Raw genomic sequence first — 22,205 nt, 5'->3', positions numbered from 1 at the left:
CTTATTCAGACGCGGCCTCAGGCCTGCTGAACGTTGTCCTTGGCTTCGGCAGTCCGATCCTTGACGTCCTCCACAGCGGCTTGCCCGTCTGCCTTGAGGTGATCGGTTGCGTCCGCGGCAGTGGCCTTGACGTTCTCCACAGCTTCCTGGGCGGGCGCCTTGAGCCCTTCGGCTACCTGCTTGGCGGCGTCCGTCAGTTCCGTGGTGAGTGGCTCGGCTGCCGATTTGAGGGCATCAGCGGCTTCACGCTCCTTCTGACTGGCCGGGATCAGGGAGGAAACGAGCAGGCCGGCACCAAAGGCGATCAACCCGGCAGCCAGTGGGTTCCCCTGTGTCCTGTTCTTCAGCTGGCCCGGCGCGCCCGCAACTGCGGAGCCCGCGTCGCTCACATGCGAGCCGACGCTTCCGGTGGTGGAGTGGACGTGGTCGGCGGTATGGTCTGCGGCTCCCATGACTTTATCCTTCACTCCGAAGACGGCGTCTTTGACGTTCTCTTTGACTCTATCCGTCTGCCGCTGGACGATATGCGACGGCGTGACTTTGTCAGCGACGGCGTCCACGTTTGTGCCCAGGCGGGCACGGGTTGCTTCAATATCTGCTCGGATGACATCCGGGTTTTCGCTCATCGTGTTTCCTCGCTGAATCTTAGGAGTTGGGTTTTAGGGTGGGCGGGATTTCCTGGAGGGTTTCAGCCGTCCTCGGCATGCCCTTGATCGCGTTCAGTTCCTTGCGGCCCATGGCTGCCAGAACGGCGGCGACAACTGCCCAGATGACGGCGACAACAACGCCGGACCAGCCGAGTCCCATCACGATCCCCAGCGCCCACCAGAGCGCCAAAGACAGGAACAGGAGCACGAAATGGCCAGCGACGCCGGCGCCGGCGAGCATGCCGGTGCCTTTGCCTGCCCGGGTGGCGGACTGCTTGAGTTCGACCTTGGCCAGTTCCACTTCCTGTCGCATCAGGGTGGACATGTCCCGTGTGACCTCACCGAGGAGGTCACCCAGGGACGTCGATTCAGCCTTTGCCTGCGCGGCCGTGGGAGGCATTTCGCTGCTCATCGACGGCCACCATCAAAGGGGTCATCGCGCAGCGGATCAGCCTGCTGCAATGGCTCACCAGCCACGGACTCTGAGGACCGGCGGCCCTGCCCGGCGTCGCGGAGCGGATCGGGGGTTCCCAAATCGGAGTCCAGCGGATTCGGCGGATAGGTGTCAGCGAGGCCCGCCGTCGTGGTTTGCGGAGCGGGCATCTGTACCGGCGGCGGCGGAACCGCTACCCCGGTATCGGGGATCCGGCCAGCAGTGGACGTGCCGGTAGCGGTAGCGCCCGTCGCTTCGGGGGCGCCGGCGCTCAAGCTGCGGCTGAGACGCCCAGCCAGGACACCGGCTCCAGCCGCGAGCAGGAGGAAGGTGCCCGGGCGCTGCCGGGCAAAGGACTTTACCTCGGTCAGAAGCGAACCCGGATCCCGGCCATCGAGCCAGGACGCAACAGCGGAGGACCGCTCGGCAGCTTGGCGGACGAGGTCAGTGGCCACGCCGGGCTGGTCAGAGGCGGCAGCCATGGAATGCAGTTCGCCGGCGACGGACCGCAGACCTTCGGCGACCTTCTGCTGCTGGGTTCCTGCCTGCTCGGTGAGATCGGACTTTGCCTGGTGCAGCAGGTCCCGGGCATTGGTCTTGACCTCGGCGGCAACGTTGGCTGCCTCGGCCTTGGCCGTCCCGGCGACGTTCTGGGCAGCGTCTGCCGCGTGCCGCGTTACGTCCGCAGCTTCGTCCTTGGCCGCTTCCTGTTTGGAGTCAGCACGTCCCGTGCCTTGCGGGGGTACAACTCCAACACCGGCGTACCGGTCCGGGGAAGCTTCGGGTGCTGCCTGGGCCCATGGGTTCTGTGTCATCGTTGCTCTCTTTCAGGAATGGTCCGCTTGGGATCGTGACTAGCGCTACCGGATGAAATTAGTAAGCACGGTTACTAACTAGATACTAAGCACACTTGCTATATGTCGCGCAAGGCCTCGAACGAAAATCGGACGGTCCGCCTTCCGCCCGTCGGGTGAATCGCCGCGCGCCCTGTGGGCCGCGCGTGAAAAATAGTAAGCATACTTGCCAAAAGGGAGCCCGGCATGCATAGGGTGGGTATCCAGCGTCGGCGCTTCGTGCCGACGTCGCAGGCAGCGTGACTTTCGTTGCCACCCAATCAGGAAGGTCTTCTTCGTGATACTCGCCCGTGAGCCCAACGCCCGGGACGGTTACCGGCTTCTAACCTCAGCGGCCCGTTTAGTGCAACGCCTACACGACGATGCCCTGGCGCCACTGGGGTTGACGCGTGCCGCCGTCATCGCGCTGGAAGCCGTGGCACCCCGCCCGATGTACCAGGAACAGCTCGCCGCAAGAGTTCATGTCCAAAGCCAAACGCTCGGCCGCGTCCTTGCCCGGCTCGAGGACGCGGGGCTGGTCACGAGGACGCGAAACCCTGAGGATCGGCGCCAATTTCAGGTTGAGATTACCGACGCCGGCACCGCGGCACTGCAAGCGGCCTCCAGGGCTGAGCGTGCGGCCGTTCCCGCCGACTTCGACGGGTGGGAGGCACTGTCTGAGCAACTCGCCCGGTTTGTGGATTTCTTCCAGACTCCACGGCCCGGCGCCCCAGGCTCCACGGCCCGGCACCCCAGGCTCGACGTGCCCTCCCCCGCCCAAGGACGGCCTCCGGCGCCAATGAACTAGCCTCCCGCGGCTGGTTGCCTCTGGGCCTCCCCCGCCCGGCGCCCACGGCCAGTCGCCGCTTCCATTGCAGTTTGGACCGGCAAGGGGCGAGCAAGACAGAGGGCCACTGAGCCGGGTATTGCGCGTTACTATGCATGCTGATTAAATCGCCGTTACGGCCGCATTCCACGACCGGTCTACCGAAAGGAAGTACAAAGATGGGAATTCTCGCTTTTCTCATTCTCGGCCTTATCGCCGGAGCTATCGCCAAGGCGGTCCTTCCTGGCCGTCAAGGAGGCGGCTGGCTGATCACACTCGTTGTTGGCGTCGTGGGCGCAATCCTCGGAGGTTGGATCGGCTCGTTGATCTTCGGCGGAGGGCTCGCTGACTTCTTTGACCTGCGGACCTGGCTCCTCTCCATCCTCGGGGCCGTTATTGTGCTCCTGATCTATGGGGCTCTTGCCGGTCGCAGGACCAGGGCGTAGCAGCCTCGATACTCCGGGTGCAGGGTTGCCGCTGAGGACGCCCTGCGACTTCTGTCAGACGGTGCCGGGCCGGCCTTGGAACACCCCGGGAGGAAACTCCCGGCGTTTCTCGGCCCGCGCCGCCGAGTCCAACCTCATGACGTTTCACCTCATGCCGGGCGACCGCCCGCAATGCTTCGCCGAGAACAAGCTTTGAAAGCCTCCGAGCGCAGCTCCGGCGGCCGGTTCTGGCGTCGCCGTCGTTAGTAGTCGTCGCCAAAGCGGCAGAAGTCATTGCTCCGCGCGCATCCGACACCATGCGACCAGAGATGCTAAACAGCAAGGAGATAGACATGGACAACCTATTCCGCCGCACGGGCATCGACGTGCCCGAACCAGTCCGGCGCTTCCTGCAAGGCGAGACGGACACCTGGCTCAGGGTCGAAGAATACCGGGATGGAAACACCTTGGTGGTCAGAACCGATATCCCCGGCATCGACCCGGACAAGGACATCGATATCACCGTCAGCGAGGGCAACCTGAATATCGCTGCCCGGCGCACCGAGCCCCCGCACAAGGATCAACCGGGTTACCGAAGCGAAGTGCGGTACGGCGAATATTCGCGAAGCGTCCCGCTGCCCCGCGGCGCGGACCCTGACACCGTCGAGGCCAGCTACATCGACGGCGTCTTGGAAATCCGCGCCCAGATCCCGGAGCAGTCCGGACCGTCCGCCACGAAAGTCCACGTCTCCCGCGGTGGAAACCAATCACCGGAAGCACCGGAGAACTTCGTGACCTGAACGGCATTTCCGGCACTTGATCCGCCCGGCACCCACCGGCGACCGCGCGCGCTTCTGGCATGGCAAAGGAGGCGGCCGGTCTTGGTGCACCGGTGCCCGGCCTCGCCACGGCCTCCGCAGCCCCCGCCCCGGAAAATTGAGACAGAGCGGACACCACCTCATGACTATCAAGATCAACGACGCGGCGCTGCGTCATGCTCGGCAGCTCATCAAGGACTCGAGGTTTGCCCGGGATACCCGTGACGATTGGAGCGAGCACGCGCCCGACGCCGAGGCAGAAAACGCATTCATCGACAAGCACGGGTACAAGGAGTACGGCACGTGGCATCTGGGCGAAGACGCCGAGAAGACGCACGACACGAAGGGGCGCTACAGCTTTCCCTTCGGTGATTTCCGCCGGCTGCATCGCTGCGCGATTCTCGCCATCGAGAGCCGGGCCGCCCAGAATAGTTACGACGACATCGCCGCCGCAGCGAAGTCCCTGCTCGACGAACTGGACCAGGACTAGACCTGGCCGTACACCACACTCTCTCCGCCATCGCCTCGCGCAAGGACCCCACCTGGACGGCCTGGAATGACCGCCACGGGTGTCCTCACCGGGCCGTCTCTTGGGCGCCGGGCCTCCCCGTGTGCCTTCCGGCGGAGCCCCGCCGCCGGGAACCCAACTATTCATAAGGGGGCTTCCTAATCTAACCGGGCTCGTGATATAACACGGAAAACGGCGCAGGAGAACTCCCTGCGCAACGGGACCGGTCCCAGCTCCTAATCGAATGGCGGCGCATTCCATTGGACATTTCCCACCGGCTCCAAGCCGGACGGGCGGTGGCGACAACGTTCATCCCCAGTCTGCGCTCCCTTTCGGCATCAGGCCGCCGCTCGCGAAGGTCTCGCGCAGGACCCTGACCGTGCCAGAACTGCGGGTCGGCCTCGGAAGTTCTCAGCTGAGCGCACTGCCGACTGATCATCGCCCGCTCCCGTAGTTCGCAGTTCCGCGGACGCTTCCCAAGCACCGGACAGCACCAAGGCGTCCTGTCCGGTACCGGTCGGGCGGTCCATCAAGGGCTCCTGACCGGACCCACAATTTCAACCTAAGAGATCCAAGGAGACGTCATGCTCACCACCGAACAAATTGACCGTCTGCTCAGCCAAGGCGCAAATGTCCTGTCGGGAGACGGAGAAAAGATCGGCTCCATCGGCCAGGTCTTCGTGGACAACGAAGCCGGCCAGCCCAGCTGGGTAACCGTCCGTACGGGCCTGTTCGGGATGTCCGAATCATTTGTTCCCCTCGAGGGTGCTCGGCTGGAGGGCAATGACATCGTCGTCCCGTACAACAAAAATCAGGTCAAGGACGCGCCAAGGATCGACGCCGATCGGCCTCTGGAGCCTGCCGAGGAAGACCGGCTCTACCAGCATTACCGGATGGACAGCGGACGCACCTACACGGACGCGGATACAGCTGACGCAGCATCCGCCACACGACAGGACGCCTCCGGAACCGAGCGCGCCGAGACCCGCGACGCCACGGGCACAGCCGGATACGGCACAGCGACACCCACCACCGACGCCGCAACGCCACCCACGACACGACAGGACACCACCGGAACCGACCGCGCCCAAACCCGCGACGCCACTGATACGAACCGCGCCGAGACCCGCGACGCCACGGGCCGGGGGCGCCTGCGCAAATACGTCACGACGGAAACCGTCACCAGGACGGTGCCAGTGCAACGCGAAGAGGTTCGAATCGAGCGGGAACCGATTGCCGAGGAGGACCGCGACGAGGTCTCGAACCGTCCGGCCAGCGACGACGAGGTAATCCTTCACGAAGAGCGAGTCATAGTGACCAAGGAGACCGTCCCGGTTGAACGGGTCCGCATCGTTACTGAAACGGTCGCAGATGAAGTCACCATCCGTGAGAAGGTCCACAAGGAACACTTTGACGGCGAAAGCAGCGAGGGATCCGAGGGCTCCGAGGGCACCGACGCCAGCCGCGGCTGAACATGCGGATTGTTTAGATGCCCGGGGCAAGGGCTGCGACCCATAGCCCCGGGCATCTTGTTGTCGGAACGGGGGTGGGAGCGATTGGTTGCCCCCGGCCACACCCCTCGGCGGCGGGGTCACCGGGATCCCCTGCCCACCGGTACGGCTATGGCCTCTCGCCTGCGGCAGTGCCAGTATGTTGGGAATCAGGCTGAACCACGGAGCCTGGCTCCGGGCGGAAAGGACTCGAGGTCATGACCTACATCAACAACTTCGACGATGTGGGGCGCGGCGACGTCGCCGTGGCAGGCGGCAAGGGCGTCGGTTTGGGCGGCCTCAGCCAGGGAGGACTGCCGGTCCCGCCGTGGTTCGTGCTGAACACCGCAGCCTACGCGGATTTTGTGGCTGCCAACCATCTCGAGGCCGGCATCCATGAACTGGCTGTTCTGTCGCCGCACGCGGCACCACAGGACTACGAGGAAGCCTCGAAACGGATCCGCGCCCTTTTCACCAGCGGCACCATGCCACACGCCATCGCGGCGGAACTCGGCGGCGCCTACGGGAGGCTAGGCGACGCAGACACAGCCGTGGCGGTGCGCTCCTCCGCCACGGCCGAGGACCTCGCCTCAGCCAGCTTCGCCGGGCAACAGGAAACCTACCTCAACGTCCGGGGGACGGAGGCTGTGGCCGCGGCCGTGATTGAGTGCTGGGCCTCCCTGTGGACAGCGCGTGCCATGGCCTACCGCGCCCGTGAAGGCATCGACCCGGACACGCGCCTCGCCGTCGTGGTCCAGCAGATGGTCGACGCCGAGGCGGCCGGGGTGATGTTCACCGCCAATCCGGCCAACGGGCGCCGCGACCAGACGGTGATCAGTGCCGCGTGGGGCCTGGGCGAGTCCGTTGTCAGCGGATCGGTCACCACGGACGACGTCGTCGTCGAAGCAGGGACGGGCCGTGTGCTGTCCCGCCGGACAGCTGACAAGGAGGTCATGACCGTCTACGCGGAGCGCGGCACCCTGGAGCAGCCGGTGCCGGCGACGCGCCGCCGGCAGGCCGTATTGGACGACCGGGCGGCGGCCGAGCTGGCCGGTTACGGAACACGGATTACGGAGCATTTCGGGACGCCGCAGGATATCGAGTGGGCACGCGCCGGTGGCGAGTTCTTCATCCTGCAATCCCGGCCCATCACCGCGCTGCCCGACCCGGCAGCCGACATCCCGGACACCTGGCCGGTGCCCTACCGGCACGGGCTCTACTTCCGGGCAAGCATCGTTGAGCAGCTGCCCGACCCCCTCTCGCCGCTGTTCGCCGACCTCATTGACGGCTCGGTGTCACGGTCGCTGAGGGCCCTGATGGCCGGCGCCGTCGGCAAGGAGGTCATCCGCGAGGACGACGTCGGGCTGCCCACTATCAACGGCTACGCCTACTACTATTACCGCAACTCGGGAATGTGGCGGGTGATGGGCAAATCGCTGACGGCGATGCGGGCGCTGGCCCGCGGCAAGGCGCATATGGGAGTGGCGGGCTGGCGGGAATTTTCGCATCCCCGCTACGAGCAGGTGATCAAGGACTGGTCCGCGAAGCCCGTCGGGGAGCTCCCCGGAGAGGAACTGCTGGCGGGTGTGCAGACGCTGCTTGACGCCGGCACGGTGTACTACACGGCCGTGCAGTCCATCATTCCGATCGCCGCAACAAGCGAAATCTCCTTCCGGGCCTACTACGACAAGTTCGTTCGGCGCGACGGCGATCCCCCCGCCCAGACCTTCCTCCTCGGTTACGACAGCGAACCCATCCGCGCAGAGAAGTCGCTGTACGACCTCGCAGCCTGGGCCCGGGACGTCCCGGGGCTGGCCCCGGCGATCCTCAACGAACCCACCGCCGCACTGGCCGGGCCGCAACGCACCGGGTTCCCGCCTGCCGGAGTGGACCCGGCACCCTGGCAGCAATGGCAGGCCCGCTTCCAGGAGCACCTCGGCCGGTTCGGCCATGCGGTCTATAACCTGGACTTCGTCAGTCCGGTGCCTGCCGACGATCCCTCGCCGCTGCTGGAGACGGTGAAGTTTTACCTGCGGGGACAGGGCAATGACCCCTACGAGCGCCAGCGGCTCTCGGCCGCCCGCCGCGAGGATGAAACCCGCCGAATCGTCGCCCGGCTCGGGCCGAGGCGCCGGGCCGCATTCCTCCGACTGCTCCGGTGGGCGCAAAACGCAGCCCCGATCCGCGAGGACGCCCTGGCCGACGTCGGGCTTGCGTGGCCGCTGCTGAGGCGGATGCTGTTCGAGCTGGGCCGACGGCTCGTCGGCTCCGCAGTTATCGCCGAGCCCGCCGACGTCTTCTGGCTGCGCCACCGGGAGTTGCGCAGCGCCGTCGAGTTCGGTCTTGCCGGGTCGGGCACACCGGCAGCCGTGGCAATTACCGGGGCAGACCGGCCCGTCCGCGCCGGCGCCGTCGAGGAGCGCAAGATGCTGTGGCGGGGCCAGGCCAAGGCCGCTGCCCCGCAGCTGTTGCCGGAGAGCCGGTGGATGGAGCGGGCCTTCGGCTCAATGATGCCGGCAGGCCCACAGGATCAGCTCGGCGACGTCATCAAGGGCGTCGGCGCCAGCGCGGGCCGGGTCACCGCCCCGGCCCGCGTCCTGAGGGGCCCACAGGATTTCGGCCTGATGGAGCCCGGGGACATCCTGGTAGCCCGCATCACCACCCCGGCCTGGACCTCGCTGTTCGCGATGGCCTCCGCCGTGGTGACCGACGTCGGCGGGCCGTTGAGCCACAGCTCGATCGTGGCCCGCGAGTACGGCATCCCGGCCGTGCTTGGCACAGGCGTGGCCACCCAGCGGCTCACCAGCGGCCAACGGATCCGCGTTGACGGCGACGCCGGCACCGTCACGGTCGCAGACTGACCGCGTCATCAGGACAGTTCCCCGAGTTCCGCCGACCACGGAGGATTGGCGCCCTTCCGGGAGCAGGTGATCGCCGCTGCACGGTTCGCGTACGAGGCGACTGCGTGGAGCTGATCCAGGGTCAGGGTCTGCAGTTGCCGTCTTCCCTCCGCCCCGAGCGCTCCAAGTTTGGCGAGTCCGGAAATAAGCCCCGCCATGAAGGAATCGCCGGCGCCCACAGTATCTGACACTCGGATCGGTTCAGCTGCCATCTCGACCCGCCCGTTTCCGGACAGGATGACCGGGCCTGAGGCTCCGCGCGTCAGGGCCACCACCGCCGGCCCCAGTTCCAGCCAGGCCTGCAGGGATTCTTCCGGTGCCCGGTCCGGGTAGAGCCAGCGCAGGTCTTCGTCGCTGGCTTTGACAATGTCGCTCGCCGCCACGAACACTTCCACCTGCCGGCGTGCCGCATCCGCATCGGGACTGATCGCGGGCCGGCAATTGGGATCGAAACTGGTCGTCGCGTGTTCCCGGGCGGCCTCTACCAGGGCAAGGGTGGCCTGCTCCCCCGGCGGGAGCACCGTAGCGATAGATCCCGTGTGGACGTGGGTGGAACCTTTGACGGCGGCGAGGGCCGGCAGCGACGCCCCACTGATTGCCCAGGTGATCGAGAAGGCGTATTCGGCGGCACCGTCAGATCCCAGGGTGGCGAGGGCCGTAGACGTGGCCGCGCTTCCGCCGTTGATCACCTGGACGCCGTTCGTCTGCAGATGCTCTTCAAGCCGGAGTCCGTGTGGGTCAAGGCCATAGTGGGTCACCAGGATTGTCCTGAGGTCGAGGCGCGCAGCCCCCACTGCCACGTTGAGGGGGCTGCCCCCGGGGTGGGCCTGGCCGCCGGCAGGACCACGGGGGTCGCGGATGATGTCGACAAGGGATTCGCCAATGACCGTCAGGACACCGTCCCCCGCGGGGAGGCGGGGCGCTGGGGTGGCGTCGGTGATGCGCATCAGCGGCCCGGATAGACGACAGTTTTGAGCTGACCGGCCTGCTTGCCCGCTTTGAGTGCTGCTTCCGAGTCGGCCAGCGCAAACTTGCCGGTCACCAGGATGTCCAGATCTACTTTTCCGTCCGCGATCAGCTGGATGGCCAGCGGCCAGGTGTTGGTGTAGCGGAAGACGCCCGAGAGCCAGATTTCGCGGTTCTGGATGTAGGAGACGGGGAGTTCGACGTCGTCGGCTCCGAGCCCGACCAGGATGACCCGGCCGGCCGGTCCAACGGCTTTGATGCCGGAACGGACAGCCTGCGGGGCGCCGGAGGCGTCAATGAAGGCATCGACGTCGAGCCCTTCGGCACTGTCCGTCAAGGCGTTCAGGGCATGGGTGGCGCCGTGTTCCAGGGCGAAAGCGAGCCTTTCTTCTGCAATGTCCGTGATGTAAATTTCGGTCGCCCCGTAAGCGCGGGCGGCTTGGGCGGCGATGATGCCGATGGGGCCGGCTCCGGCGATCAGGACCCGGCTGCCGGGCTTGATCTGGGCGCGTTCGCAGGCCCAGAGGCCGACGGAGAGTGGTTCGATGAGGGCTGCCGCCTCGTCGCTGACGCTGTCTGGGATGTCGTAAGCGAAGTCGTCCTGGATCCTCACGTATTCGGTGAAAGCTCCGTCGATCGGCGGTGTGGCGTAGAACTCGATGTCCGGGCACAGGTTGTACCGTCCGGCCTTGCACTGCTTGCAGGTGCGGCAGGGCCGCTGGGGTTCGACGGCGACCCGCTGGCCAACGCGGGACGGGTCCACGTCGCTGCCGACGGCGGCGATGCGCCCGGAGAGCTCGTGGCCCAGGATCAGCGGGTGGTCCACGACGTAGTCGCCGATCCGGCCGTGCTCGTAGTAATGGACGTCGCTGCCGCACACACCGACGGCGGCGACCTGCACCAGGACCTGGTCCGCGTCCAACTCCGGGACGGGCAGTGTTTCCATGGCCATGTCGCCCTGGCGCTTGAGGACGGCGGCGCGCATGGTGGCGGGCACTTCCGGATGTCCGGGGGTGCGGGACTGTGCGGTTGATGTGGTCATCGAAGGAATCCTTTGCGGTTTGAAGAGGCGGTGGCGGGCTATTTGACGGCGCTATTTCACTGCACCCAGGGAGAGGCCTTGGACGAGTTTGTCTTGGGCGGCGAAGCCGGCGAACAGCACCGGCAGGGACACAACCACGGCGGCCGCGCAGACCTTGGCGATGAACAGTCCCTGGCTGGAGACGAGGCCGGTGAGGAAGACCGGGGCGGTGCCGGCGACCACGCCGGTGAGCACCCGGGCCAGGAGGAGTTCGTTCCAGCTGAAGATGAAGCAGATCAGGGCGGTGGCGGCGATGCCGGGCATCGCGACGGGGGCGACGACTTTGCGGAGCGTCAGTAGCAGGCCTGCGCCGTCGATCTGGGCGGCCTCGAGCATTTCGACCGGCACTTCGTCGAGGAAGGAGCGCATCATCCAGACGGCGATGGGCAGGTTCATTGAGGTGTACATCAGGCCCAGGAACCAGATGTTATCCAGGGCCCCGGCGGTTTTGGCGAAGAGGTAGAGCGGCAGGACGGCGGCGACCACGGGCATCATCTTGGTGGAGAGGAAGAAGAACAGGACGTCGGTCCACTTTTTCACCGGCCGGATGGACAGGGCGTAGGCGGCCGGGATGGCCAGCAGCAGAACCAGCACGGTGGAGAAGATCGAGGCAGTGGCGGAGTTGATCAGCGAGGGCCACGGGCTGACGCCGGACGTTGCCCCGAAGAACTCCTTGTAGGCGTCGAGGTTAAGGTCGGCGGCGATGGAGGGCGGGTTGGTGGCGGCGTCAACTTCGGAGTGGAATGAGGTCAGGATCATCCACAGGACCGGTACCGCGAAGAGCAGGGCCAGCAGCCAGGCAGCGATCCCGGCGGCCGTGTTGTTGCGCGTGGGGTCCATGCGCGACTTGCCGCGGCGCTGTGAACCGTTGGTGCGGGCGTGCGGGGCGGGGACTGATGACCTGGGTTCGGCCGGGGTGAGCGTGCTCATCGTGCTGCCTCCTTCTTGAAGAGCGAGAAAACGGTGCGGAGTGCGAAGGTCGCCACGATGATGGTGCCGATGACCACCACGACGCCGGCGGCGGAGGCCAGGCCGTATTCGTTGGCGTAGTAAAACGTCTCGTAAATGGCGTAGGGCAGGTTGGCCGTGCCCAGGCCGCCGGAGGTGATGACGAAGGTTGCGTCGAAATTCTGCACGATGTAGATGGCGCCGAGCAGTCCGCCCAGTTCCAGGTACTGGCGCAGGTGCGGGAGCGTGAGGTGCCGGAAAATAGCCCAGGGAGTGGCGCCGTCCATCTGGGCGGCTTCCACGGTGTCCATCGGGCGGGACTGCAGACCGGCGAGCAGGATGAGCATCATGAACGGGGTCCACTGCCAGATAAGCGAGACGATGATGGCCATCAGGGGCGCCGAGGACAGCAGGTCCGGCTGGGGCGGGGTGTCGGAGCCGAAGAGCGCCCAAACCCAGGTGAGGGTGCCGTTGATCAGGCCGTAGACCGGGTTGAGGATGGCATGCTTCCAGATGAGGGCAGCTGCGACCGGAACGATGAGAAACGGTGCGATCAGCATGGTTCGGGCCAATCCGCGACCGATGAACTTCTTGTCCAGCAGCAGGGCCAGGCCAAGGCCGAGGACCAGGCTGACCAAGACGACGGAGACAGTCTCGACGATGGTGGTGATGATCGCCTGCAGAAAGTAGGGGTCGGTGAGGATCTGGACGTAGTTATCGAACCCGGCGAATCCGGTCTTGTCCGGGCTCAGGCTGTTCCAGTTCATGAACGAAATGATCAGGGTCACCACGAACGGGAGCTGGGTGACGATGATGAGGAAGATCAGTGCCGGCAGCAGCGGTGCGCGGCGTGCCCAGGCCACGGCGCGTTCGCGCGCCCTGACGTTCTTGGAAGGTTTGGCTGTGCTGCTCCCGTGCCGGGAGACGCGCGCCGTTGCGGTAGTCATGATGTTCTCCTGCGGTTCGGTGGTGATTACTTGTACTTGTCGCCGACTTTTTTGGCGGCTTCCTGGCCCTTGGCCACGGCATCCGCCACGGAGCCCTGGCCGGCGATGGCTGAGCTCACACCCTGGGAAACCCTGGTGCCGAGGGCCGCGAATTCGGGAATGCCGACAAATTGGATGCCGACAGCCGGCCGCGGCTGGACTCCGGGGTTTTTCGGATCGGCGTTCTCAATGGCGAAGCGTTCGGCCTTGAAGAATGGTGCGGCCTTCTGGAAGTCGGCGTTCTCGTAGGTGGAGATCCGCTTGCCGGACGGGACCTTGGACCAGCCGAGCTTGGATGCGACCAGTTCCTCATAGTTCTTCGAACTGGCCCAGGCGATGAACTTATCGGCGGCGGCCTGCTTCTTGGAGGCCGCCTGCACGGCCCAGGACCAAGTCCACAGCCAGCCCGAGGACTTGGTCTCCTTCACCGGGGCCTGGGCATAACCGATCTTGCCCTTCACAGGGGAGTCCTCGGCTTCCAGGGCTCCGGCCGCGGAGGTGGCGTCGTACCACATGGCGACCTTGCCCTGGCTCATGTTGGTCAGGCACTCGGTGAACCCGGCCTGGGCGGCCCCTGCTTCACCGTGGTCGCGCACCAGTTTGGTGTAGAAATCAACAGCGGCGGTGAATTCCGGTGCGTTGACCTTCGCGTTCCAGTCCTTGTCGAACCAGGTCCCGCCAAAAGTGTTCACCACGGTCGTCAGGGGTGCGAAAACCTGGCCCCAGCCGGGCTGGCCGCGCAGGCAGATACCCTTCATTCCGGGGGCAGCGCCGTCAGCCTTGGCGGCCAGGGCAGCGACTTCGTCCCAGGTCGGCTTCTCCGGCATGGTCAGGCCCTTGGCCTCGAGAATGTCCTTCCGATACATCAGGAAGGAGGATTCCCCGTAGAACGGTTCGCCGTAGAGCTTGCCATCCTTGCCCGTCAGCGATGCGGTGTAGGCAGGAAGGATGTCCGCCTGGTTGAACTCGGCATCCTTGGCCACGCTGTCCAGCGGCGCCAGCCAGCCGTTGGCGGAATAGAACGGGATCTCGTAGTTGGACAGTGACGCAACGTCGTACTGGCCGGCCTGGCTCGAGAACTCCTGGCTGATCTTGGCGCGGACGTCATTCTCCGGCAGGACGGTGTAGTTGACCCTGATGCCTGTTTCCTTGGTGAAATTATCCGCGGTGAGCCGCTGCAGGTCCTCCATTTGGGGGTTGTTGACCATGAGGACATTGATGGCGTTCGGGTCGCCTGCGGAATTGCCGCCACCGGCGCCTGCGCAGGCCGTGGCGCTGAGCGCGACGCACAGGGCGCCTGCGGCCAGTGCGGCGACGCGTATTTTTGCGCGCATTAAGGACTCCTTTGTTCTTCGGGGGGTGCGATGCTGGCCCATTCCGACTGCTACGTCGGAGTCCGGGGCCGAAAACGGGGCGACGGGATCAATGCCGGGTGCCTCGCTGGTGTTCCTCAAGATTAGGCTTGTGGCATAGGGCACAACTAGCGCGTTGCTTGCTGAATTCTGATACTAATTTTCCGGGGGCGTCCCCATCCGGGCGCTATTCTGGGAAGAGTCGGCACAGATGCCGCACATTTGTCATGATCCGAACGCAGGGAGAACCACGATGAGCGCGGCGGACCCAGGCGGCGGCTCGGCCATCAATGACGGCGCAGCGGCCAGGCTTGCCGAAAGACTCCTGGGGATGCGGGCCAACCGTGAGGTCATTCCGGAAGACCCCAACCATTCCGTGCGCTGGCACGAGCACGACTACCCCAGCCCGGTCGCACGTTGGAACTACCATCCTGAATACGAGCTGCACCTGATCCGGAAAGGCACCGGAAAGTTCATCGTGGGAGACCACATCGGCACTTTCGAGGCCGGACACCTGGCCCTGGTAGGTTCGGGGCTGCCGCACGACTGGGTCAGCGACCTGAGACCCGGAGAAGTGCTTCAAGGCAGGGACGTCCTTATTCAGTTCGACGGAAAATGGGTCGAGAGGGCCGCCTCGATTCTGCCGGAAATGGCCGAGGTTAAACCCTTGCTGGAACAGTCCTCGCGTGGGATCGAGTTCCTCGGACGATCAGCCCGGGCCGCCGCCGTTTCCCTGGAGGCGATGGGGACCTCCACCGGATTGCAGCGGCTTCAGCATCTCTTTGACGTGTTGGCGATTCTTTCGCGTGCGCCAGAGTCCGAACGGCGCTACCTCGCCGACGAATGGTTCAGGCCGCAACTGGACGGGCAGGCCGCGGCGGTGGTGGACCTCGTCCTCGAGTATGTCTTCAGCAACCACGCCGGCAGCGTCAGGATGTCCGAGGCGGCGGCGCTGGTGGGTATGTCGGAACCGACATTTTCGAAGTATTTCAAGCGCGCGACCGGCCAGAATTTCAGTGATCTGGTGCGCAAACTTCGCCTGGCCCACGCCCGCCGCCTGCTGGAGCGGAGCGACAAATCGATCTCGGACATCTGCTATGAAGTGGGTTTCACGAACTTGTCCAACTTCAACCGGCATTTCCGCAATGACGCAGGCGAAACCCCCCGGGACTATCGTCAGCGGGTGCAGCACTGACGGCAGCAGCGCGGGGTTCTGCATTCTCCCGCCCCGGAGCGCGCGAGCTGGTCACCATGGCCTGGCGATGGGCATCGGCGGTAGATTGTGGGCATGGGACAGACTTCCTCGGGCCGCCGGGATTTTCTCGCTGATCGGATCTTGGGCGTGGCGGAGTTCAGCCACGCGCATTGGTTTTTCGGCAATCTCTATGAGGTCCTCGTCAAAATCCCGCACCGCGTCGCGGCCGCTGAAGCAAGCCGTGAACTGCCCCGCTCGCCCTTTGGAGCGGGAAGCCCGGGCCGTTATTACGCACCGATTGCACCGATCAATGCGCCGGCGGCGATCGCTGCCCTCGTGGCAGGCTGGAATCATGCCGACAGCAGGCCATGGCTGCTAGTCGCTGCGGCCAGCTCGACGACTGGTGCGGCCGCCACCGCCTATCTGCTCCGGTCCATCAACCCCGACCTGTTCTTCAGCCCACAACCGCTCAGTGAGACGCGCCGCAACCCCCTACTGAAGCGGTGGTACAGGGTCCACGCCGTCAGGCTCGCCGCCAGCGCAGTTGCCCTGGCCGCCATCCACGAGGCACGAACACTCCGGCTCCGAAACCGCGGATAACAGCCAGGCGCCACAACCTGAAGGAGATCTTCATGGGCAAGCTGACAGTGACTGCTTTTTCCACTCTGGACAACGTCGCCGAGGAGCCCCAGCTCTGGACGGGCCCGTTCTTCAGCGACGCCACCGTGGCCTACAACGAACAAGTTCTGGCCGGGGCGGATTCGATGCTGCTCGGCCGGGTCACCTATGACGGCTTCGCCGCCTCGTGGCCGTCGCGGTCGGGCGACTTCACCGCCGACACTTTCAACGCGATGCCGAAGTATGTCGTGTCGACCACACTGGACCACGCCGGCTGGAACAACAGCACGATTATCGCCGACGACATACCCGGCCAGGTCCGCGAGCTTCGCGAGCGGGAGAACGTGCTCGTGTGGGGAAGCCCGACGCTGACCAAGACGCTCATGGAGGAGAACCTCGTGGACGAGTACGTCCTGCTGGTCTCCCCCATCGTGCTCGGGCGTGGCAAGAAAATGCTGCCGGAGGACGGAACCCGGCACACACTGCGGATCGTCGAACTTGAACTCCTCGAAGGCGGGATGCTGGCCCTCCGAATGGCGCCGGCAGCGTCCTAAGGAGAGCACATCAGAGGATGCGCCTAGCTATCGCGCTTGGGTGCCGCCCGGACATGGGTGCGCTGACCTTGTTTGCCGATAAGGCTGAGGAATTCGACCGGACCGACGCTGGTTGCGCCGAACCAGTGCGGGGTTCGGGTGTCGAACTCCACGGCTTCGCCGGGCCTCAGGATCAGGTCATGTTCACCGAGGACCAGGCGCAAGGTGCCATTGAGGACATAGGCCCAGTCGTAGCCTTCGTGGGTGCGCAGCTGAGGCTCCTGCCCATCCCTGCCCTTGGGGAGGATGAACTTGTAGGCCTGAATGCCGCCCGGGCGGCGCGTGAGAGGCAAGATCGTCGACCCGTCCGGACCTGCGACGGGACGCAGATTGAGCCGGGGGTCGCCGGTCGGCGGCGCATCGACGAGTTCGTCGAGGGTTACCCCGTGCACGCGGGCCAGGGGGAGGAGCTGCTCGAGAGTGGGCCGCCGGAGGCCTGCTTCGAGTCTGGAGAGTGTGCTGGCGGAGATGCCTGTCTGCTCGGCGAGGTCTGCGAGGGTGACGTCCCGGCGGAGTCGCAGGCGCTTGAGGCGCGGCCCGACGGCGCTGAGTGTGTAGTCGAGATCGTCGTTCATGAGGGCTATTTTGCCATTCGGCAATACCGCTTGCACATCCACCTGCCAGCCCGGGAGCATGGAATCTGAAGGCACATCAGATCGTAAGGGGTTCCACATGGCCGGGACGGCAGAGACATCGCCAGGGGAAGCAACGGGCGGACGCGACGGTGACGCGATGACGCACAGCTTCGACAAGGACTACTGGCAACAGCACTGGGAACAGGCCCACGGTCCCGCCAAGGCAGATTCGGGAGGGGCTGCCCCGAACCCGCATCTCATCCGCGAAACCAGCGGACTCGCACCGGGAACAGCGCTGGATGCCGGGTGCGGGACAGGGGCAGAGGCGACCTGGCTCGCCGCGCACGGCTGGCAGGTCACCGGCGCCGACATCTCCGGCGCTGCCCTCGCCCAAGCGGCCGAGCGTGCCGAAGGGCAGTCCGTGTCCGGCCCGGTGACCTGGGTCGAGGCGGACCTAACGTCATGGGCACCGGGTGATCGGTTCGACCTTGTGACCACCCACTACGCTCACCCGGCGATGCCGCAACTTGCCTTCTACGAACGCATCTCGGATTGGGTAGCCCCCGGCGGCACGCTGTTGATCGTCGGGCACCTGCACGCTCCCGCCTCCCCGGGGCACGGGCACCGCCCTCCCCCGGAGGCGACTGTCACCCTCGCGGACATCACCGGGGGTCTCAACGCTGCCGTATGGAGCATCACGAGTGCCGAGGAGATCACGCGGACACTCCCCGGACCCGGTGACCGTGCGTTGCCGCTGCACGACGTCGTCGTGCGTGCCACCCGGCGCGGGTGACCTCACAGTTTCCGCCGCGCTGCACCCCCGGTGTTGCTCAGTCCGGCCGGCTGGCATCTACCGGGTAGGTCATGAACGCCGGCGTCTCATACGGATGAACGGACAACGCGGCATTGACGACGGCGTTACGCCGGGAGCGGGGGAAGATTGCCTCGATCCGGGTTTCCGGCACCTCCTCGGGGGAACCGACGACGCCGACGGACGGGTTCGCGCCGGGCAACGGGGTAAAACGCCCGGTGCCGTCGAGGCTGAACGAGCAGTGGGAGTAGTTGCCCAGCCTGCCCGCCCCGGCCTCGCCAATGGCTTGCCGGACCGCGGGCGCAGCGTCGGTGGGGACGTAGATGACCAGACAATCCATGGGCTCCATGGCAGAAAGTCTGCCACCGGGTGCCTCTCAGCGCCGAGGGTCCCAGCGAATCAGAATCTGGATACCCCGGACCCGCCGAGCGGGTTCTCGCGCTCGATCTGGGCGACCTTCGGATCGTTCTCGTCGGCGCCGTAGTCGGAGTTGCGTGTGATGTCCTTCCCGTCGGGGAGCTTCATTGCATGGAAGAGAAGAGACAGACCGGCGGCGACGATCAGGTTGATCGCAAACGCTGTGACGGCGATGTAGACCTGCGTGTCCGTGCCGGGAATGGCCGCGATTGAGCCGCCAAAGTGGGCTTTCGTGACGGGGTTGACCACGTTGTACGCCGCGATGGTGCCGTAGGTGATTCCGGCTGCCCAGCCGCCGAAAAGCGCCCACCGGTGGAACCAGCGCGTGTAGAGCCCGGCAACGATCGCCGGAAAGGTCTGCAGGATCCAGATACCGCCGAGCAGCTGCATGTTAATTGCCGCCGACTGGTCCATGGCAATGACGAATACCAGGGCACCGAATTTCACCACGAGCGACGCGATCTTAGAGACGTGTGCCTCCTGCCGGGGTGTGGCATCGGGCCTGATGAGATCGACGTAAATGTTGCGGGTGAACAGGTTTGCCGCTGCTATTGACATGATCGCGGCCGGGACAAGAGCACCGATGGCGATAGCGGCCAGTGCGATGCCGGCAAACCACGCAGGGAACTGGTCCAAAAACAGCTGCGGCACCACCAGTTGCGGGTTGATGGCACCGTTCAGGTCGACCGGCACGGTACCGGCAAATATGGCCGCGTAGCCCAGCAGTGCCAAAAGCCCCAGCATCAATGAGTACAGCGGGAGCACAGCGGCATTCTTACGGATCGTGTTCCTGCTCTTGGTTGCCAAGACGCCGGTGATGGAGTGCGGATACATAAACAGCGCCAAGGCAGAGCCCAGGGCCAATGTCCAGTAGGCGGAGTAGCTGGCGGCGCCGGGGATGAACACGCCGGTGGGTTTGCCGGTGGCCGGGTTGGTCGCACCCAGTTTCGCCTCGGCGGAGTTGAAGATGGGGTCCCAGCCGCCGAACTTGATCGGCAGGTAGATGACCGCAACGATCACTGCCAGGTAAATCAAAAGATCCTTCACAACGGCGATCAGGGCCGGAGCCCGCAGGCCCGACGTATAGGTGTAAGCGGCCAGGACCACGAACGCGATGATCAGCGGCAGGTCCGTCAGCAGAACGTTCTCCGAACTGCCCAATCCCAGCACAGTGAGCACAGCCTTGATGCCGACCAACTGCAGCGCGATGTACGGCATGGTCGCGACGATGCCGGTGATGGCGACGGCAAGGGTCAGGGACCTGCTGCCATAGCGGCCGCCAATGAAGTCGGCCGGCGTGACGAACCCATGTCGATGCGAGACGGACCACAACCGGCTCATCAGGAGGAATACGATTGGGTACAGAACGATTGTGTACGGCACCGCGAAGAAGCCGGTCACGGCCCCGGTGGCCCACATCGCAGCGGGAACGGCCACAAAGGTATAGGCCGTATACAGGTCACCCCCGAGAAGGAACCAGGTCACCCAGGTCCCAAACCCGCGGCCGCCGAGGCCCCACTCATCGAGGCTGTGCAGCCCCGTTTCCTCGCCCCGGCGCCACCGCGCGGCAACAAACCCCAAAACGGCCACCAGGACGAAAAGAAAAATCACAATAGTGAGTGCCACGACGTTAACGGGCCGGTCCGGAGCGGCCAGGGGAAGGGCCATCCCGCTCATCGCTCCTCCCCGGGACTGGTCAGGCCGCGCACCGATTCGCGCCTGCGGCGATCCTCCTTGATCACTAGCCAGTAGGAGACCCCGACCAGGGCCGAGGTGATCGGAATCCACATCATCTGGTACCAGTAGAAAAACGGCATACCCACCCAGCGCGGCTCATCGACCGAATACGCGGGCACAAACAGCGGAACCACAATGGCGATGGTCAAAAGGATTCCGGTGATGACATATGGACCGGATCTGGCCGGCCCGCGTGTTGGCACATCGGGACTGGACATCGATGCCTCCTCATCGAGACGGCCCCGGAGCGGGAAGGCTTCCCGGGAGGTGCCGGGACCTGCAGACCGCATGTCGCAACGGTCTTTACAGAACAGAATAGACACCGGCCTTCGTCTCCGACAGGGCCAGCACGCCTCGGCGGAAGGCCGAGCGGCGCGAATCAGGATGCGTGCGCCGGGTTCCGAGTTTCCGGCTCAGGCCGCTCGGTCGATCAGGCGGACCTGCCGGGGGAAATACGGCGGCTGCGCTGCGACCGTCTCAAAGACGACGAGACGGCGCACGTTTTTGAAACGATCCGGTCCGAAGACGGCAGCCTCGATCTGCTCGTAAATTGCGCCTGGGGCGGCTACGAGAAGCTTCTGGTCAGCGCAGCGCCACCTCGGCAACACGATCTACGGCAATCGTCGTCCGCACCTCGGACAGCGGCGAGCAGGCGATCAATTTCAAACTGCCTTTCCCGGTTCCCCACCGTGGGTGGTCCTGCGGCCGCTGCCGGGAATTGGGGGCCAAATCCCAGGCGGAGTCGCGGCGGGCTGACATACTTTGGCGATGGCCGTCAACTTCGAATGCACAACGCGGACAAGCACGCCCAGGTCGGAATTGTTTGATCTTGCCCGCAGCATCGACGTTCACAAGGACTCGATGGCGCGGTCACGGGAGGATGCCGTCGCCGGCGTCAGGTCCGGTCTCATCTCCTTAGGAGAAGAGGTCACCTGGCGGGCCTGGCACTTCGGGATCCCATTCCGGATGACGAGCCGGATCACTCAGATGGAGGCGCCGGGGTATTTCGTCGACGAGCAGATCAAGGGTCCGTTCCGGCGGTTCAGGCACGTCCATGAGTTCAGCGAGGACGCGGAGGGAACCAGAATGGTTGACCGGATCGAGTTCGCAGCCCCATTCGGTCCAGTCGGGCGCGTAGCCGAGAAGCTCGTCCTGGGCCGCTACCTCCGCAGGCTCATCGAGGCACGCAACCGTCACCTGACCGCGGATCCGCAACCCAAATAACAATGGATTTCGCCGACCAGGTGACCCGTCCCGCTCCGGCAGCCCAGGGTGCCCATGAACAAATGGCAAGGCCATGCAACACTGGTCGGATGCCGGCGTTCAGCATCTTCACATCCAACGAGTTTTCCGATGCCGAAGTTCTCTCGTTGTACGAATCTGTGGGGTGGGCCGCCTATACCCGGTTTCCAGAACTGCTCACCAGAGCGATCCGAAGTTCCTCGTTTGTCGTGACGGCCCGGAACGCGAATGGTGAGCTTGTTGGCCTCGCGAGGGTTGTGTCGGACGATGCGACCATCTGCTATCTGCAGGACATCCTTGTACGGCCGCCTTTCCAAGGCGCGGGCGTAGGCCGGGCTCTGGTGGAGCAGGTCACGGCACGATACGCGCATGTCCGGCAAACAGTGCTCATCACTGACAATGAACCAGGGCAACGCGCCTTCTACGAAGCCATGGGCTTTATGGAGGGGTCAAACTTCGCTCCGGAACCCGTGCGTGTCTTCGCTCTATTTCGGTAGTCCCGGAGTTTCAGTTCGAAATGACTGGTATTTCCCAGGACCTTTCGTCCTGGCCGCTGCGAACAACTCAGCCTGTAAGAATGGGGCATGCCCCGCATAGCTTTCCGATCAGACGGTTGGCCGAAGACCCGGCCCACGTCCTCGACCGCCGTCGGTGGCCAGGTGACCTGCCCCCTGTCGCACAGGTTCTGGACCAAGGGCTCGACCTGACCCCGGCCACGATCTTCGTAGCGAAACTGGGTCGGGAAAATCCACTCTCGTGGAAGCCATTGCACTGGCTTATGGCTTGTCTCCAGAAGGCGGATCT

24 protein-coding genes and 1 pseudogene are annotated in these 22,205 nt (G+C 65.0%); 13 read left to right on the top strand and 12 right to left on the bottom strand.

The annotated features are described in order from the left end of the window. Nucleotides 1–17: 17 nt before the first annotated feature. Genes Y706_RS0108495 through Y706_RS0108485 form a run of 3 tightly spaced genes read right to left on the bottom strand, consistent with a single transcriptional unit; the run spans nucleotide 18 to nucleotide 1,895 of the window. Entirely contained in the window at nucleotides 18–626 is a 609-nt protein-coding gene (locus Y706_RS0108495; protein WP_028276271.1) for a DUF3618 domain-containing protein, read from the bottom strand. Between the two features lie 19 nt (nucleotides 627–645). Further along, entirely contained in the window at nucleotides 646–1,059 is a 414-nt protein-coding gene (locus tag Y706_RS0108490) for a phage holin family protein (RefSeq protein WP_028276270.1), read from the bottom strand. Beyond that, a complete protein-coding gene (locus Y706_RS0108485; protein ID WP_028276269.1) occupies nucleotides 1,056–1,895 on the bottom strand; it encodes a hypothetical protein in 840 nt (279 codons plus the stop codon). The genes Y706_RS0108490 and Y706_RS0108485 overlap by 4 nt, the downstream gene beginning before the upstream one ends. Nucleotides 1,896–2,277: 382 nt before the next feature. Here Y706_RS0108485 and Y706_RS0108480 point away from each other — a divergent pair, with 382 nt between their 5' ends. The 6 genes from Y706_RS0108480 (at nucleotide 2,278) to Y706_RS0108455 (ending at nucleotide 8,841) form a co-directional block, all read left to right on the top strand. Further along, a complete protein-coding gene (locus Y706_RS0108480) occupies nucleotides 2,278–2,721 on the top strand; it encodes a MarR family winged helix-turn-helix transcriptional regulator (RefSeq protein ID WP_253906727.1) in 444 nt (147 codons plus the stop codon). A 197-nt stretch (nucleotides 2,722–2,918) separates the two neighbouring features. Continuing rightward, nucleotides 2,919–3,185, top strand: a complete 267-nt coding sequence (locus Y706_RS0108475) for a GlsB/YeaQ/YmgE family stress response membrane protein (RefSeq protein WP_028276267.1) — start codon at nucleotides 2,919–2,921, stop codon at nucleotides 3,183–3,185. A 332-nt stretch (nucleotides 3,186–3,517) separates the two neighbouring features. Next, nucleotides 3,518–3,964 (top strand): Hsp20/alpha crystallin family protein, encoded by a 447-nt coding sequence (locus Y706_RS0108470; protein ID WP_028276266.1) that lies wholly within the window; start codon nucleotides 3,518–3,520, stop codon nucleotides 3,962–3,964. 160 nt (nucleotides 3,965–4,124) lie between these two features. Further along, nucleotides 4,125–4,472, top strand: a complete 348-nt coding sequence (locus tag Y706_RS0108465; RefSeq protein WP_028276265.1) for a hypothetical protein — start codon at nucleotides 4,125–4,127, stop codon at nucleotides 4,470–4,472. A gap of 602 nt (nucleotides 4,473–5,074) precedes the next feature. After that, a complete protein-coding gene (locus Y706_RS0108460; RefSeq protein WP_028276264.1) occupies nucleotides 5,075–5,962 on the top strand; it encodes a PRC and DUF2382 domain-containing protein in 888 nt (295 codons plus the stop codon). Between the two features lie 236 nt (nucleotides 5,963–6,198). Next, nucleotides 6,199–8,841: a PEP/pyruvate-binding domain-containing protein gene (locus tag Y706_RS0108455; protein ID WP_028276263.1), complete on the top strand. Its 2,643-nt coding sequence runs from the start codon at nucleotides 6,199–6,201 to the stop codon at nucleotides 8,839–8,841. A gap of 8 nt (nucleotides 8,842–8,849) precedes the next feature. On the opposite strand, the gene Y706_RS0108450 is transcribed toward Y706_RS0108455, so the two are convergent. From Y706_RS0108450 to Y706_RS0108430, 5 genes are read right to left on the bottom strand one after another with little or no spacing between them, the layout of a single operon-like run. Further along, on the bottom strand, nucleotides 8,850–9,827 hold the full coding sequence (locus tag Y706_RS0108450) for a carbohydrate kinase family protein (RefSeq protein ID WP_043435486.1): 978 nt from the start codon (nucleotides 9,825–9,827) through the stop codon (nucleotides 8,850–8,852). After that, the gene (locus Y706_RS0108445; RefSeq protein ID WP_028276261.1) at nucleotides 9,827–10,888 is read right to left on the bottom strand and encodes an NAD(P)-dependent alcohol dehydrogenase; all 1,062 of its coding nucleotides are present in this window, start codon (nucleotides 10,886–10,888) and stop codon (nucleotides 9,827–9,829) included. Before Y706_RS0108445 ends, Y706_RS0108450 begins: the two co-directional genes overlap by 1 nt. A gap of 51 nt (nucleotides 10,889–10,939) precedes the next feature. Then, on the bottom strand, nucleotides 10,940–11,857 hold the full coding sequence (locus Y706_RS0108440; protein WP_028276260.1) for a carbohydrate ABC transporter permease: 918 nt from the start codon (nucleotides 11,855–11,857) through the stop codon (nucleotides 10,940–10,942). Beyond that, complete coding sequence (locus tag Y706_RS0108435; protein ID WP_028276259.1) at nucleotides 11,854–12,822, bottom strand: carbohydrate ABC transporter permease; 969 nt, start codon at nucleotides 12,820–12,822, stop codon at nucleotides 11,854–11,856. The genes Y706_RS0108440 and Y706_RS0108435 overlap by 4 nt, the downstream gene beginning before the upstream one ends. 26 nt (nucleotides 12,823–12,848) lie before the next feature. Next, on the bottom strand, nucleotides 12,849–14,195 hold the full coding sequence (locus tag Y706_RS0108430; RefSeq protein ID WP_028276258.1) for an ABC transporter substrate-binding protein: 1,347 nt from the start codon (nucleotides 14,193–14,195) through the stop codon (nucleotides 12,849–12,851). A gap of 271 nt (nucleotides 14,196–14,466) precedes the next feature. Between Y706_RS0108430 and Y706_RS0108425 the strand changes: the two genes are divergently transcribed. The 3 genes from Y706_RS0108425 (at nucleotide 14,467) to Y706_RS0108415 (ending at nucleotide 16,580) form a co-directional block, all read left to right on the top strand. Beyond that, complete coding sequence (locus Y706_RS0108425) at nucleotides 14,467–15,408, top strand: AraC family transcriptional regulator (RefSeq protein WP_084476006.1); 942 nt, start codon at nucleotides 14,467–14,469, stop codon at nucleotides 15,406–15,408. Nucleotides 15,409–15,501: 93 nt separating this feature from the next. After that, nucleotides 15,502–16,008 carry a hypothetical protein gene (locus Y706_RS0108420; RefSeq protein WP_156945092.1) on the top strand — a complete coding sequence of 169 codons (507 nt, stop codon included), beginning with the start codon at nucleotides 15,502–15,504 and terminating at the stop codon, nucleotides 16,006–16,008. A gap of 32 nt (nucleotides 16,009–16,040) precedes the next feature. Then, complete coding sequence (locus Y706_RS0108415) at nucleotides 16,041–16,580, top strand: dihydrofolate reductase family protein (protein WP_028276255.1); 540 nt, start codon at nucleotides 16,041–16,043, stop codon at nucleotides 16,578–16,580. Nucleotides 16,581–16,603: 23 nt separating this feature from the next. Here the strand turns inward: Y706_RS0108415 and Y706_RS0108410 are convergent, their stop codons facing one another. Beyond that, nucleotides 16,604–17,194, bottom strand: coding sequence for a helix-turn-helix domain-containing protein (locus Y706_RS0108410; protein ID WP_028276254.1), 591 nt, complete (start codon nucleotides 17,192–17,194; stop codon nucleotides 16,604–16,606). A 97-nt stretch (nucleotides 17,195–17,291) separates the two neighbouring features. On the opposite strand from Y706_RS0108410, the gene Y706_RS0108405 reads away from it, so the two are divergent. Continuing rightward, nucleotides 17,292–17,987: a class I SAM-dependent methyltransferase gene (locus tag Y706_RS0108405; RefSeq protein WP_216699116.1), complete on the top strand. Its 696-nt coding sequence runs from the start codon at nucleotides 17,292–17,294 to the stop codon at nucleotides 17,985–17,987. A 37-nt stretch (nucleotides 17,988–18,024) separates the two neighbouring features. Here Y706_RS0108405 and Y706_RS0108400 read toward each other — a convergent pair whose 3' ends face one another. From Y706_RS0108400 to Y706_RS24365, 3 genes are read right to left on the bottom strand one after another with little or no spacing between them, the layout of a single operon-like run. Further along, nucleotides 18,025–18,354: a YqfO family protein gene (locus tag Y706_RS0108400; RefSeq protein ID WP_028276252.1), complete on the bottom strand. Its 330-nt coding sequence runs from the start codon at nucleotides 18,352–18,354 to the stop codon at nucleotides 18,025–18,027. Between the two features lie 50 nt (nucleotides 18,355–18,404). Beyond that, nucleotides 18,405–20,099 carry a monocarboxylate uptake permease MctP gene (locus tag Y706_RS0108395; RefSeq protein WP_043435483.1) on the bottom strand — a complete coding sequence of 565 codons (1,695 nt, stop codon included), beginning with the start codon at nucleotides 20,097–20,099 and terminating at the stop codon, nucleotides 18,405–18,407. Further along, nucleotides 20,096–20,377 (bottom strand): DUF3311 domain-containing protein, encoded by a 282-nt coding sequence (locus Y706_RS24365; protein ID WP_043435481.1) that lies wholly within the window; start codon nucleotides 20,375–20,377, stop codon nucleotides 20,096–20,098. The genes Y706_RS0108395 and Y706_RS24365 overlap by 4 nt, the downstream gene beginning before the upstream one ends. Nucleotides 20,378–20,927: 550 nt before the next feature. On the opposite strand from Y706_RS24365, the gene Y706_RS0108385 reads away from it, so the two are divergent. From Y706_RS0108385 to Y706_RS30080, 3 genes and pseudogenes are all read left to right on the top strand, one after another. Continuing rightward, on the top strand, nucleotides 20,928–21,383 hold the full coding sequence (locus Y706_RS0108385) for an SRPBCC family protein (RefSeq protein WP_028276250.1): 456 nt from the start codon (nucleotides 20,928–20,930) through the stop codon (nucleotides 21,381–21,383). Nucleotides 21,384–21,385: 2 nt separating this feature from the next. Next, complete coding sequence (locus tag Y706_RS0108380; protein ID WP_343213042.1) at nucleotides 21,386–21,898, top strand: GNAT family N-acetyltransferase; 513 nt, start codon at nucleotides 21,386–21,388, stop codon at nucleotides 21,896–21,898. An 80-nt stretch (nucleotides 21,899–21,978) separates the two neighbouring features. After that, nucleotides 21,979–22,205: pseudogene (locus Y706_RS30080) on the top strand (AAA family ATPase); the annotation flags it as partial.

Source organism: Arthrobacter sp. I3, from assembly GCF_000520575.1.
Lineage (GTDB): Bacteria > Actinomycetota > Actinomycetes > Actinomycetales > Micrococcaceae > Arthrobacter > Arthrobacter humicola_A.
The sequence above is the reverse complement of the archived record's forward strand: the minus strand, read 5'-3'. Positions and strand labels throughout refer to the sequence as shown.